A 13,413-nucleotide genomic window follows, 5' to 3' on the forward strand; every position below is an offset into this window, starting at 1 on the left:
ATTTCTCGAACAATTAAGGATAGTTGCGATCGCCCTTCCGCTCGGGCTGCCTTGCCTAAGATCAATAGTAGACTTTTGCCAAACGAACTGCCGCCAATGGATCTGCCTGTACTCGCTGAACTGAATCTTTTTTCCTATATCGATAGTCGTGGGGCGATCGCCTCCAACTTTGACGCTAAAATCGGGATTTATGCCATTTATGATGCTACCGAAACCCTTTGCTACATAGGCTATTCCCGCGATTTCAAAAAGAGTTTGCAGCAACATTTAGTGCGTTGTCCTGACCAATGTCATTGGCTAAAGATTCATACTTGCGATCGCCCAAGCCGGACATTACTCGAAGAAATCAAAAATACTTGGATTCAGGAAAATGGCACCCTACCTATTGGTAATGACGAAACCGAAGCCCTCTGGACAGAACCCATTGACGTGAAACCTGATCTCACCCCAGAACAAAACGCTGAAATTGCAGCAGCTGAAGAGATCCAAAAAACAAAAATCTTAAAAAATCACGCCCGTCGAGTTGAAGCAGAAATCAAAGAAAAACTGGAAGCACGAGGTTTGAAAATCGAAATTCGTTTTCAACCTAAGCTCAAAGAACAAGGCTTACTGGATTTGAAATAAGTGTTTAATCCAAAAATTAGTTAACGTGAGTTCTGGATAAGGAAAAGAGACTCTAATTGAGTTGGAGAGAAGGTTTCTTAGGCTGATGACAATAGGCAATCAAGCCACAGAGCAAATTGACGCAGAAGTTCGCTGGACTACGATGCCTAGAGTGCTCAATCTGAGAAATGTTCTTCAGTTAGTCAATCACTGTTTCAATCAAAGCTCGTTTACGAGCGATGAATGTATCTTGCCAGAGCATCAAGTGATTCTTCATATTGCGGCGAGGCTTAGCAATTAACATCACATCATGTTCTTCTTTGAGATGTTGTGCCAGAGCTTGGGACACATAGCCCTTATCTCCAAAGACTTTGCTGAATAAATTCCGTAACAGTTCGACGACAGGCTTTCTGTCATCAATATTGCCAGGAGTGATTTGTACATGAAGTAATTCTCCCCGATCATTAATGACCAGATGGAGTTTGAAGCCAAAGAACCACCCAACAGAGGTTTTACCTCTAGCGGCATGACCGTTAAAGACTCGATGTTGGACAATACGGCGATTGTGACAAACTTTGATACTGGTGGCATCAATGAAACTAATGCCTGTGCAATCTCCATAACAGTCACATAAATAGGCACATAGAGGCACTAAGCTGGAGGGCATCCATGCCACAAAGCGTTGATAACTCACTGCTTTGGGAAAGGCTTTTTGCCAATAGTGTCGCACCATCAGGAGATAGAAATACTTGAAATTACGATAGTGAGATTGATGAAAAGCGATGAGTATCGTCATCACCTCACTCAAGCTTAGGCTTCTAGAACGGTGACGATACCTTTTGCAAGAGCTAAGTAATTCTTGATGCCACTGAGGTTCAAAGACTGGGCAGAAATCGTCAACGTCACAAAATAAAGCGTCTAAACTAAGCATAGGAGAAAGCTGTGGATTGGTTTCAACTTCCACGATATGAGCTTTCTTCTTTTCTTTCCTTATCCAGCACTCAAGTTAATGAATCATTTCTACAAAAGACATCGCTATCCAAGCGAGATAATCTGCCATTGCATCTGGCTCTACTACACATTTCCCTTGAGCTACCGCGATGTCCAAAAGATGGTGCAATACCGCGGCATTGATATCCCTTATGAAACTATCCGCCAATGGTGTCATAAGTTTGCTCAAACCTCTGCCAACCACCTTCGTCGTAAGCGAGTTAAGCCAGCAGATATAGCAGTAGCCATTTAGTTTGATATGTCATGTGAATCTCAATTCTGAGCCTGTCTGCAAAACCATTATGGAGTGTCTTAATCTATCTGGCGACTGCTATAAATGGCATCTAGACGAAGTCGTGCTCAAAATAAAAGGCAAATATTACTACCTTTGACGAGCCGTGGATAAAGAAGGTCAAACCCTAGATATTCTTCTGCAATCCAGACGAAATAGGGCAGCAGCAGAGAAGTTCTTCAAGAGATTGCTCAAGGGAGAAGGGACAGTTCCTAGAGTGATAGTCACCGATAAACTCAAGAGTTATGGAGCCGCTAAAAAGAACATACTCAAAGGGGTAGAGCATAGACAGCATAGAGGCTTGAATAATCGAGTATAGAATTCCCATCAACCGACGAGGGTGAGGGAAAGGCGAATGGGCAAATTCAAATCCCCTGGTCATGCCCAGCGATTTTTATCAGTATTTGAACCGATACGAGGATACTTCCATCCACATCAACACCAGCATCCAGCCAGAGAATATCGGGAGATAATGAGCCAACGGATAGAGAGTTGGCAGAAACTCACATGCCTAGAGAAAGCTTTCTAAATCAGGAACAGCCGTCCTTGTAGAAAAATAGTGGCTACATTCCTAAAACCTTCAGTTAAGTTGACAATGCCGGTTGAGGAATGCATAAAATTTCTGATGTTAAAGGTTAACGTCGAGTACGAATAAGCAAATAGATAAAGTATGGTGCACCGACAATGGCTGTAATAATGCCGCAGGGCAGCTCAATTGGTGCAAAGAGTAAACGACCAATCAAATCAGCAAGAACGACGATCATGCCACCAGTTGCTGCTGCAGTTGGTAGTAGCCCTTCATGGGATGGCCCAACCAATTGCCGCGCAATATGGGGAGCCATTAATCCAACAAAAGCGATATTGCCTGCTGTGGCGATCGCCGATCCAGCTAAAGCAACTGCGCAGAATGTTAAACAGCCTCTTTGCCATTCCAAATGACTACCTAACCCCATTGCCAGCTCATCACCCATTTGCAGCGCATTAAGTTCGCGACTTAGAACGAGGGCTGCGAAGCCAAACACCGCTAACCATGGAACAAATGCCGTGAGTTCTTCCCAGCTACGACCGTATACACTGCCCGCTAGCCAGACTAAGGCTTGACTAACACTATTGATATTGCCGAAGGTGGTCAAAATACTGGTGATTGACCCGGTAACTAAACTAAAACCGATACCCACAAGAATAAGACGCACTGGTGAAGTCCCGCCATTCCAGGCCAAAGCGTAAATCGAGATTGCAACGGCAAATGCTCCTGCAAAAGCGGCAATGGGAAGTAGACCAATAGGTGCAGAAGGAAAGACAATAATGAGGATGACTGCTGCTAAAGCTGCTCCAGAGTTAACGCCGATAATGCCCGGTGAAGCTAAAGGGTTACGGCTAATGCCTTGGGTAATCGTTCCGGCGATCGCCAGTGCCATACCTACACCCCAAGCTGTTAGCACCCGCGGCAAACGTAGGGTATTCACCACAAAACCATAATCTTCGTTGCCTGTGGGTAAACCTAAAACAGTCTTTAATACATCCAATGGTGGAATGGGATATTCTCCTTGCCCAACATTCCAAACCATTGCGGCAAGGGTGATGGCGAGTATACTCACTAAAATTAATGGCACCCGTCGATCTAGACGAAATGAGATTTTCCCCCATCGCAAGACTAACCATGGCGATCGCCCATTTTGAGATTTAAAAGTTCTTGCCATATCAGCGTTTCACCTGTGAGCGAATGAGGTAGATAAAAAATGGTGCGCCAATCAATGGCATCACCAAACCAACGGGTAGTTCCTGCGGTTGAATGACAAGTCTGGCAATAATGTCAGCAATGAGAATGACAATTGCTCCTAATAATGCCGAGTAGGGCAAAATCCAGCGGTAGTCAGCCCCAGCCCAAAAGCGAACAAAGTGGGGCACGATTAATCCGACAAAACCAATCGGCCCGGCGATCGCCACCGAACCACCTGCCAAGAGGACGACACTAATGGCGGCTAACACCTTTACCCAAGCCGTATTTTGACCTAAACCTTTAGCGACAGAATCTCCCAAACTGAGGGTTGTCAACTGTTTTCCCAAAGCAAGACCCAGCAATAATCCCACTGATAAATAAGGCAAAACTTGAACGACTAATTCTAAATCTCTTCCTGCGACAGAGCCCGCTAGCCAAAACCGAATCTCATCAAGAGTGCGTTGACTCAAAATTAAAATGGCTGTTGTTAATGACGAAATTAAAGCTGTGAAAGCAGCACCTGCAATCGTCAAATTTAAGGGGGTCAAACCACCACGTCCTAAAGAACCTAAACTGTAGACGGTGATCGTCGATATTGTGGCTCCGACCAAAGCAGACCCTGCATAAGCACTCAGTGAAGACGCATCTAATAAAAATACCGATCCAACAACAGCTAAAGCCGCTCCCGCATTGATACCGAGAATTCCAGGATCAGCCAAAGGATTGCGTGTGAGACCTTGCATAATCGCTCCAGCAACAGCAACAGCAGCTCCTACAAGTAACGCTGTTATCGAACGAGGTAAACGTACCGTTCGAATAATTAGATGTTCTGTCGAGCCATCCGGACTAACTAAAGCTTGATAAATTTCGAGGGGAGTAATATCCGCGACACCAAAGGCCACACTGGCAGCAAAACAAACAATCAAAACCACCAAGCCAATAACAATACCTACTGCTAATATCCCGGATTGAGCTCTCTGTGATCGTGCAGATGGAGCAGTAGACACTTCAAATAGCCACTCACTTAATTCAAAAAATTGTCATTAAATCATACGGGGATTAAGTTTATTCAGCAAGATCTTAACCCTTGTGATTTTTTGAATCAGAAACTTATTTTGATGTCAGAAAGTTTTAAAAGAATTGTCAACTTAACTGAAGGTTTTAGGAATGTAGCCACTATAGCAGCGAAGGAGAAGGTTAGGACATAGAACAGAAGGCTATTCTGATGGCATCGAACAAATCCTCAGTCTTCTTGATGAGCTTACTTACCTCCTTCTTTAACCTCCCCCAAAACTTCTCTATCTTGTTCAGGTGTGGTGAGTAGGGTGGCAAAAATATCACTTCACATCCTGCCTTCGCCACCAATGTTTGTATTCTTTCCTTTGGATGAACACTGGCATTATCCAGAATAATAATTTGACCCGGAATCAACTCTGGCACTAAGCAATCCTCTACCCATTGGCAAACTAAGGCGCTGTTGGCATAGCCCTCAAATACCATCGGTGCTATCTGCTCTCCCTCTCGCCATCCTCCAATCACGCTAACTCGTTCTGTACGATGACCTAACTTCTCTGCGATAAACCTCTCTGACTTATGGCAGTAGCCATACCCATAATCTAAGGTATTATCAAATCCACTTTCATCGATATATACGAGTCGTTCTTGGACATACTGCTTCAGTTGTGCCACAAATGCTTTTTCTAATTCTTTATCTCTCTCTTGATATCGATAGGTCTTTTTTTTCGAGTAAATTCAATTTTCCGTAGAGCTTCACGTCTGGATGCATCACTAATAGACTCTGGCCATTTCTCCGCCATTTCCTTCTGGGTTAGATGCCCATATTTCTCTGCAAAAGCACGAAAAGCATCTAGATCATTAATCTTCGGTTGAGGGCCTCGACGGTAATCTGTCTTCGGAGCGACTGAACCGATTTTCTCTCGTCGTTTCAGCCACAGGTCTAGCGTATTTCGGCTAATACCAAAGAAGCGACAGATATCACTTTTTCGTTCACCTTTATCGAAGGCGGCAACAGCTTTTAGGCGTAAATCAAGACTATGGGGAGCAGGCATGGCATCTATGTTTATTGCTTCTATCCTATTCTGTCTTAACCCACTCCTTGCCTGCTATATTTTTCTACAAGGACGGCTGTTCCTGATTTAGAAAGCTTTCTCTAGACATGTGAGTTTCTGCCAACTCTCTATCCGTTGGCTCATTATCTCCCGATATTCTCTGGCTGGATGCTGGTGTTGATGTGGGTGGAAGTATCCTCGTATCGGTTCAAATGCTGATAAAAATCGTTGGGCATGACCAGAGGACTTGAATCTGCCCATTCGCCTTTCCCTCACCCTCGTCGGTTGATGGGAATTCTATACTCGATTATTCAAGCCTCTATGCTGTCTATGCTCTACCCCTTTGAGTATGTTCTTTTTAGCGGCTCCATAACTCTTGAGTTTATCGGTGACTCACTCTAGGAACTGTCCCTTCTCCCTTGAGCAATCTCTTGAAGAACTTCTCTGCTGCTGCCCTATTTCGTCTGGATTGCAGAAGAATATCTAGGGTTTGACCTTCTTTATCCACGGCTCGTCAAAGGTAGTGATATTTGCCTTTTATTTTGAGTACAATTTCGTGTAGATGACATTTATCTGCTGACTTAGCTCGTTTACGACGAAGGTGGTTGGCAGAGGTTTGAGCAAACTTATGACACCATTGGTGGATAGTTCCATAAGTGATATCGATACCACGGTATTGCATCATCTTTTGGATATCGCGGTGGCTCAAGGGAAATGTGTAGTAAAGCCAGATGCAATGAGAGATGATCTCGCTTGGATAGCGATGTCTTTTGTAGAAATGATTCATTCGCTCATTTGACAGAATCCTTGTCGTGAAAACCTTTCACTTAAGTTGACAATGCCGGCAAGATAGTTGCATTTTTGTCTACATTCTTTTTATTCCACCCTTACACCTTTAGGACTATCAAACTCTAAATACAAAAATCAAAAGATATTGAAACCCTCCTGTATATATATATACTTCTGTGTACTGTTGCAAACTTTAGTAACAAAGCCCTGTCAATCTAAAAACTTCTACCATACTGATATCTGTCAGTAAGAGTTTTTTAAATCTAAAAATTTGCTTAACAAATTTGAGCTTTTAAGCTTAATCTTTCTGAGGCAATTCGTTCCTTACCTAAGCTTGATATTAGCCTTGAAATTGCCAAGCATGATAGAGAAAAACCTATAGTTAAAAACTGTATTTATCAAATGAACAGCTATAGCACTACCAAAGATGAGCAGTTTGATCAATGGCAATCTCACCTTAAAGGGATTTTGTCAAAACAAGCTTGGCTCGCAAGTATTCCGCTAAACCAACTCAGTCAAGTTCAAATAAATACATCACCTCTCCGAGTTGCGTCATTCTGGTATCATTTTAGCGTTTTTGCAGCCGATTTTCTCTGTTTAGCTTTGCCATTATTGCAGAGTCATACAAACCGTAGTTACGTTGCCCAGACAGTCGATGAAGAATTGGGTCATGGCGAGCCGTCTCAAGTTCACTCCGTTTTATTGTTAGAAGCACTAGAACAAGCAGGAATCGATAAACAAGAACTTATTGCTTACCCAACAACTGAGCTGGACGACATTCTGAATTCTTTAAGAAACAAGCTGCTGAACTCAAAGAATGACTATGAAGTTGCTGGATTTTTCTTGGGATTTGAGCTTTTAGCTGAGCATAATATTTCCCATGTATTTGAGTGCCTACAGCCCTATAACTGCGCAAGGGAAGAATTATTAGAAACGCCATATTTTCAAGAGCATTTCAAGGTAGAACCTGAGCATATTAGAAGGGCTTTAACTATGGGCTTGAATTGTTGTTCTGACGAACATCAAATTAAAGCAATGATACACAATTACCACCATGGAATTGTTTTTTGGAATCGTTTTTGGAATGTTGTCCACCAGGATATTCTGGAGGCTAATCAGCAATTAGGAAGTCAGCAAGATTATGCTTTGAAACTTCCCTCTTTGCTGACTGTTAGTTGAAATATTTTGGATTGGAAATGAAGTTATGGAGCTTGGACTAAATAATCGTGTCGCCCTAGTCTGTGCAAGCAGTCAAGGGCTTGGCAAAGCAATTGCGACGTCTCTCGCTAGAGAAGGAAGCAATATTGCGATCTGTGGGCGTAACTCAGAAACTCTGGAGAAAACTCGTCAGGCTCTAGCAGCTCAAACTAATGCCAAAATTATTGGCGTTGTTGCTGATTTGAGTGTGAAAAAAGATATAGAAAAGCTTCTGGATACTGTACAAACTCAACTTGGTTCGATAGAGATTCTCGTGAATAATACGGGTAACCCGCCCGTCGGTAAGCTAGATCAACTAGATGACTCAGATTGGGACGATGCTTACCAATTGGTATTGATGAGTGCCATTCGACTCATTAAACAAGTCGTTCCTGATATGCAAAAAAATGGCTGGGGGCGAATCGTTAATATTGCCACCAGTGCGGTTGAACAGCCTAGAGGTGATCTTCTAATATCTACTACTTTGAGATCTGGGTTAGCGTCTTTTAGTCGGGCGATCGCCGCAGATTTAGCCAGACAAAATGTTCTCATCCATACAGTGTGTCCTGGTGTTATTAGCACGGGAGCAATGTTGAACTTAGCTGAAAAAATGTCCGTTGAAGGAAACATTTCATTGGAAGCTGCTAAAGATCAATTAGCATTTGGCATCCCGATGGGACGCATGGGCACACCAGAGGAAGTCGCAGATCTAGTGACTTGTTTAGCCTCAGACAAACTGAGCTATATGACGGGTCAAAGCATTACGATCGATGGCGGTAAACTAACAGTCCCTCTTAAAAGCGCCTACGCAGAAGCTTCAAGAAATCCATAAAAACTATGAAGTGATAACTTCAAAGAGATGATTATTTTAGATGCTCTTTATGTGAAATATAAATCATATCTCTGTTTTTTGAATAACCCTTTGAATTATTGAATTTAAAATGGATACTACCGGATCTATTGCAGAAAGAATTGAGAAAGTTTGTGCTGTTTTGCCAGCATCAGTAAAATTAATCGCTGTATCAAAACAAGCCTCCGCAGAAGCTATTCGCGCAGCCTATGCAGCAGGACTTCGAGACTTTGCAGAAAGTAAAGTTCAAGAAGAAGCAAAAAAGCAAGAAGAGCTCAAAGATTTAACCGATATTACTTGGCATTTAATTGGTCATTTGCAGAGTAACAAAGCGGCTAAAGCGATACAACAATTTCAATGGATTCAGTCGGTAGATACATTAAAGCTAGCCCGTAGACTGAATCAATTAGCAGGAGAATTATCCCGTACTCCCTCTGTCTGTCTACAAGTCAAAGTGTTGCCTGATCCCGATAAATTTGGTTTAAGTATCCAAGAGCTGATGACTGCTCTAGCCGAGCTTAATGAGTTGCAAAACCTCAAGATTCGAGGGCTAATGACAATCTTGCCTCTAGGACTGACTGATACACAAATTCTCGAAGGATTTAAGAGCCTAAAACAGCTCTCTCTTGATATCAACAACCAGAATCTATCCCGCATTCAAATTGAAGAATTATCTATGGGAATGTCTGGTGACTATGCTTTAGCCATTGAAGCTGGATCAACAATGGTTCGAGTTGGCCGGAGTATTTTTGGAGAGAGAAAAGTTATGTCAAAGAGCGTATAAGCAAACTGAAATGACATTTTAAATCACTCTATTTTTGAACAAATTATCTTTCTAATCGAAACAACATGAGCATCACTCAAAAAACTCTCGACATAAACCATTTGTCACTCCAGACTATCAAGCCAGTTCTTGAATCTTCGGCTCTATCTTCCAGCCAAATCAAAGGTTATCAAGACGATGGTTTTGTGATCATCCGTAAATTCTTTACTCCAGAAGAAATTGCTCCTTTACAAGAAATAATCAAGAGCAATCCTGATTTTAATAACTTCTGGACAAAAAGAAACACTGACAAAAGTGGTGATAATTTCAAGGTTGCTGTGTGGACAGAGCTAGGTAACAGTATATTTGGCGTGATTCCTCGCATGGCGAGAATGATTAATGCTGCCGAAGCTTTATTAGAGCAAAAATGTTACCATTGGCACTCCAAAATTGTTAAAGTGCAACCTAACAATACAGGTTTAGCATGGCATCAAGACTATGACTATTGGTATCAAGATGGTTGTCTTTTTCCACAGCTTTTAACTTGTACGATTGCTTTGAGTCCTGCCAATAAAAATAACGGCTGTTTACAAGTTGTCAAAGGGTCTCATTTAGTTGGTCGTGTCAATCATGTTTCTGTGAAGGAGAGAGGAAATCAAAATATTCCAGAATCTCCTAGATTAGAAAAAATTTTAGAAAGACATGAAGTTGTTTACTGTGAGCTTGAGCCAGGAGATGTTGTCTTTTTTCATGCGAATACCCTGCATGGTTCTGGGGCGAATAGCTCTGAAAACTCTCGCATCCTAATGCACTCTAGCTATAATGCCGCGAATAATGCTCCTTTTATTAAAGAAGGGCAAGAGCACCATCAATATCGTCCGTTAATAAAGCTATCTGACTCAACTATTAGAGAGAATCAGTATACTCCAGGCTTTGATATCAATGACTTTCATCCCACTGAAACAAATAATAGTTTAGGTAAGGGCGTTTTTTACAGGAAGAGTTGGGACTCAGAATAAGGCTAGGAGGTCAAACTATGAATTGGAACATAGGTGATGTTCTCGTTAAATCGGTCATTGAACTTGACATTTCAGTGGACCCAGATTTCAGTCTTCCTGATGCTACGGCTAAAAATTTATCCTCTGATTTTGATTGGCTTAAACCATATTTTGTTGATCAAGATGGCCGATTGAAATTTAGAGTTCAAGCACTTTTAATCGAGTCCTATGGTCAAAAAATTATTATTGATACTTGTATTGGTAATGATAAAAAGCGAGCAGAACCAGCATTTAATGAACTCAATGGATTCTTTCTAGAAGATATTACGAAGGCTGGCTTCTCGCGCCATGATGTTAACATCGTTGTGTGTACTCATTTGCATTACGATCATGTTGGCTGGAACACGATGAAAGTCCATGGTGAATGGATTCCAACATTCCCGAATGCTCGCTATTTGATGGCCGAATCGGAAGTTAAATATTGCAAAGAGCAGGAAGATGATTTCTGGGTGAAAACTTTTGGGGATTCGGTTGCCCCAGTGTTTAAAGCTGGATTAGTTGATTTGGTTGATTGCAACTATCAGATTACGCCAGAAATAAGGTTGTTCCATACTCCGGGTCATACTCCGGGGCATTGTAGTGTGGCGATCACCTCCCAAGGTAAAAATGCAGTGATCACGGGAGATGTGATGCATCATCCCTGTCAATGTGCTCATCCAGATTGGCTCTGTACTGCGGATACTTCTCCCGAACAAGCAGAAGCCACTCGACGAGCTTTTTTAGAGAAAGTTAGTGAGCAAAATATTTTAGTTATTGGGACTCACTGGTCTGCCCCTAAGCCAGTCAAAATCAGCAAACATAATATGGCATGGAAAGTAGATATAGCTTGATATAAACTACACAGTCATTTAATTGATAAATTAGATCAAATGAAACATGGATCAGGGATAAAAGAGCTAGAATTGCTCAATATTGAATGGCAATTAGATCATCATTCTGCAAAACAAAAACATCGTCAAAAGATTGTTGATAGTCTTGATATTCAGTCCGGTGATATTGTTCTGGATTTAGGGTGTGGTGCTGGTTTATGGTCTTCTCTTTTTGCAGAAAAGGTCAAACCCCATGGCAAGGTAATTGGGGTTGATATGGATTCGCGCTGGATTGAGTATGCTCAGCAGAATTTAAAGGAAAATCCTCTGCAAAGTCTGATTGAATACCAAGTTGCTAATTTAAATGAGCTAGATTTTAAAGACAATACTTTTGACTTAGTTTTTATTAGTGGTTGCTCTCCTTATTTAGCTGATATTAATGCGGCTTTAAATAAGCAAAAACGCATCATCAAAGCAGGAGGAAAAATTGCCGATCGTAGTTGGGATGATGGTATGTTCATTGTCCATCCGATTAATCCGCTTCTTTCTGCAAAGGTAATGTTGGCGATCGCCCAAGCGTCTGAAGCAATAAATCCTAATATTTACTTTGACAATTATTTTGGTCGAAAATCCCACAGCATTTTCAAAGATTGTGGCTTTAAAGACGTTAAAACCACTTCATATAGCGTACAAATGCTAGCGCCTCTCTCTGAAGTAGAAAAGCGGTACATCCGAGGCAATGCTCAATTATATGAAAAAATTTCAGCCCCTTATCTGTCAGCAGAAGATATCAAACAATGGAGTAGTTCTTTTGACCCAAACTCTGAAGAATATGTGCTCGACCGTGATGATGTTTATTACGGAATCCTAGAAGTTTTAACAACAGGAATTCTTTGAATTTCACTATTTTTTAGTACAAAAGGATAGAGCTTTGATTACTACACAATCCCTCAAATATACTGTTACCCATCAATTTGAAGATCTTAATATCAGTGACCAACAATTTAAGACTTTAATTGAACTTGCGAGTTGGCAACGCATGCCAAAATTTCCGCGTCGAGGCAGAATGGCATGGCACCTTTTAGAGCAACCTGTCTCTTTAGCCAATCGTCCTAGTCATAAACTACGAGCTGCGAAATTAAAAGGTGTAGGTGCTTGGAACCCTCCTGATACAAGTCGCCATCGTGATCCACTATTGGATACTTTCACTGAAGTACCCATTCCACCAACAACAAAACCTTTAGACAGTTTTGCAACTTACCCTCACTTCGGTTTTAACCAAGCAGGAGAATATACTTTTGTTTATAGTAACCCTGCTCCAGTAGGAGGAATTCTTCATAGTCGCGCTCTATTGGAATATCGTAGTGCTCAAACTTTAGTAGAAAAAGGTGTGCCTACCATTATCCCGGTGGCAGTGATTCAGTATGGTGAAGAGTATCGCTTTCTTGATCAGCCGATGGGAGCTGTAATTTCACTAGTACCAGATACTGCTCCCTATCGCTTATCGGAAATTCAGTTTGGTAAGGCGACCCATCGAGGCATCGATCCAGAAGCAGATAAATATTATGATCGCATTCGGGAATCTTTGGGAATTGAAGGTGATCCGCTAAGTGAAGTAACGCGTCTAAAAACCATCAAAATTTTAGCTAGAAAAATTGGTGAGGGCATTAGACAATTTACGATAGCTGGACTCTATCGTTACTCTCCTGAATGGTCGAATTTCGATTTTGATTTTGAACATCAAGAAATCCTCTTTACAGATTTAGATTCAACGCGGCATATGGATGAAATTCCAGCCGAGTTTCGCACTTTGCAAGCATTGCGTGATTTAGGCTCTGTAGTTTACCGGACAATCGCTAAGTTTTCTACACCTGCTGTCTTAGATACTTATACATTAACTAATTTGCTCGAATATGATCCTTTATTTGAGTTGATTAGTGGCTATTTCCCCAAGGCTACAGAGCAAGAAATTAGCTCCATTACTAAGAAGTTATGGAATTGTTTTGTTCCTTATCTCTTTATGTTGAAAAAATATAGAAGAGAGATTCAAGATACTTGGTCTAAGGAAAGACGTAGAAGCTACAAAATGGATCATGATCTTTTCTATATTTTAGCCATGACTATTTTGTATCCATTATTCCAGAAATCAGATGTATTTAAGCTATATCCTTCCAGCTTAACTGAAGGAGATTTGATGAAAAAAGCAAAGAACTATTTGGGCGATCGCCATGAATATTTCTTATATCTATTGGAAGATACGAAAACACCCTAAA

General features: G+C 41.4%; 11 protein-coding genes and 4 pseudogenes. 10 read left to right on the forward strand and 5 right to left on the reverse strand.

The genetic code is table 11. The annotated features are described in order from the left end of the window. The first annotated feature begins 96 nt into the window (after positions 1–96). Positions 97–624: a GIY-YIG nuclease family protein gene (locus tag LEPTO7376_RS19625; RefSeq protein ID WP_015135808.1), complete on the forward strand. Its 528-nt coding sequence runs from the start codon at positions 97–99 to the stop codon at positions 622–624. A gap of 52 nt (positions 625–676) precedes the next feature. Here LEPTO7376_RS19625 and LEPTO7376_RS19630 read toward each other — a convergent pair. Further along, a pseudogene (locus tag LEPTO7376_RS19630) lies at positions 677–1,534 on the reverse strand (IS982 family transposase). Between the two features lie 78 nt (positions 1,535–1,612). On the opposite strand from LEPTO7376_RS19630, the gene LEPTO7376_RS28485 reads away from it, so the two are divergent. Then, positions 1,613–1,846, forward strand: a complete 234-nt coding sequence (locus LEPTO7376_RS28485) for a hypothetical protein (RefSeq protein WP_264308919.1) — start codon at positions 1,613–1,615, stop codon at positions 1,844–1,846. Between the two features lie 79 nt (positions 1,847–1,925). Next, positions 1,926–2,286: pseudogene (locus LEPTO7376_RS28490) on the forward strand (IS6 family transposase); the annotation flags it as partial. Positions 2,287–2,520: 234 nt separating this feature from the next. On the opposite strand, the gene LEPTO7376_RS19640 reads toward LEPTO7376_RS28490, so the two are convergent. The 4 genes and pseudogenes from LEPTO7376_RS19640 to LEPTO7376_RS29265 form a co-directional block, all read right to left on the reverse strand. Continuing rightward, entirely contained in the window at positions 2,521–3,585 is a 1,065-nt protein-coding gene (locus LEPTO7376_RS19640; RefSeq protein ID WP_015135809.1) for an iron chelate uptake ABC transporter family permease subunit, read from the reverse strand. Between the two features lies 1 nt (position 3,586). Then, on the reverse strand, positions 3,587–4,612 hold the full coding sequence (locus tag LEPTO7376_RS19645) for an iron ABC transporter permease (protein ID WP_015135810.1): 1,026 nt from the start codon (positions 4,610–4,612) through the stop codon (positions 3,587–3,589). 190 nt (positions 4,613–4,802) lie between these two features. Then, a pseudogene (locus LEPTO7376_RS29260) lies at positions 4,803–5,674 on the reverse strand (IS630 family transposase). An 87-nt stretch (positions 5,675–5,761) separates the two neighbouring features. Continuing rightward, positions 5,762–6,461: pseudogene (locus LEPTO7376_RS29265) on the reverse strand (IS6 family transposase). 470 nt (positions 6,462–6,931) lie between these two features. On the opposite strand from LEPTO7376_RS29265, the gene LEPTO7376_RS19660 reads away from it, so the two are divergent. The 7 genes from LEPTO7376_RS19660 to LEPTO7376_RS19690 all read left to right on the forward strand — a co-directional run bounded on the left by LEPTO7376_RS19660 (position 6,932) and on the right by LEPTO7376_RS19690 (position 13,412). Continuing rightward, a complete protein-coding gene (locus tag LEPTO7376_RS19660) occupies positions 6,932–7,642 on the forward strand; it encodes an iron-containing redox enzyme family protein (RefSeq protein ID WP_216700261.1) in 711 nt (236 codons plus the stop codon). 25 nt (positions 7,643–7,667) lie between these two features. After that, entirely contained in the window at positions 7,668–8,492 is an 825-nt protein-coding gene (locus tag LEPTO7376_RS19665) for an SDR family oxidoreductase (RefSeq protein WP_015135812.1), read from the forward strand. Between the two features lie 109 nt (positions 8,493–8,601). Further along, a complete protein-coding gene (locus LEPTO7376_RS19670) occupies positions 8,602–9,294 on the forward strand; it encodes a YggS family pyridoxal phosphate-dependent enzyme (protein WP_015135813.1) in 693 nt (230 codons plus the stop codon). 65 nt (positions 9,295–9,359) lie between these two features. After that, positions 9,360–10,292, forward strand: coding sequence for a phytanoyl-CoA dioxygenase family protein (locus LEPTO7376_RS19675; RefSeq protein WP_015135814.1), 933 nt, complete (start codon positions 9,360–9,362; stop codon positions 10,290–10,292). Between the two features lie 17 nt (positions 10,293–10,309). Beyond that, positions 10,310–11,161, forward strand: a complete 852-nt coding sequence (locus LEPTO7376_RS19680; protein ID WP_015135815.1) for an MBL fold metallo-hydrolase — start codon at positions 10,310–10,312, stop codon at positions 11,159–11,161. Between the two features lie 39 nt (positions 11,162–11,200). Next, positions 11,201–12,037, forward strand: a complete 837-nt coding sequence (locus LEPTO7376_RS19685) for a class I SAM-dependent methyltransferase (RefSeq protein ID WP_015135816.1) — start codon at positions 11,201–11,203, stop codon at positions 12,035–12,037. A gap of 34 nt (positions 12,038–12,071) precedes the next feature. Continuing rightward, positions 12,072–13,412, forward strand: coding sequence for a hypothetical protein (locus LEPTO7376_RS19690; protein ID WP_015135817.1), 1,341 nt, complete (start codon positions 12,072–12,074; stop codon positions 13,410–13,412). Position 13,413: the final 1 nt, after the last annotated feature.

The sequence above is a fragment of the [Leptolyngbya] sp. PCC 7376 genome (assembly GCF_000316605.1).
Taxonomy (GTDB): Bacteria; Cyanobacteriota; Cyanobacteriia; order Cyanobacteriales; family MRBY01; genus MRBY01.

Coding starts and splice junctions, on each gene's coding strand:
- LEPTO7376_RS19675 (WP_015135814.1), top strand. CDS start 9,360: ATGAGCATCACTCAAAAAACTCTCGACATAAACCATTTGTCACTCCAG.
- LEPTO7376_RS19670 (WP_015135813.1), top strand. CDS start 8,602: ATGGATACTACCGGATCTATTGCAGAAAGAATTGAGAAAGTTTGTGCT.
- LEPTO7376_RS19680 (WP_015135815.1), top strand. CDS start 10,310: ATGAATTGGAACATAGGTGATGTTCTCGTTAAATCGGTCATTGAACTT.
- LEPTO7376_RS19640 (WP_015135809.1), bottom strand. CDS start 3,585: ATGGCAAGAACTTTTAAATCTCAAAATGGGCGATCGCCATGGTTAGTC.
- LEPTO7376_RS28485 (WP_264308919.1), top strand. CDS start 1,613: ATGAATCATTTCTACAAAAGACATCGCTATCCAAGCGAGATAATCTGC.
- LEPTO7376_RS19625 (WP_015135808.1), top strand. CDS start 97: ATGGATCTGCCTGTACTCGCTGAACTGAATCTTTTTTCCTATATCGAT.
- LEPTO7376_RS19685 (WP_015135816.1), top strand. CDS start 11,201: ATGAAACATGGATCAGGGATAAAAGAGCTAGAATTGCTCAATATTGAA.
- LEPTO7376_RS19665 (WP_015135812.1), top strand. CDS start 7,668: ATGGAGCTTGGACTAAATAATCGTGTCGCCCTAGTCTGTGCAAGCAGT.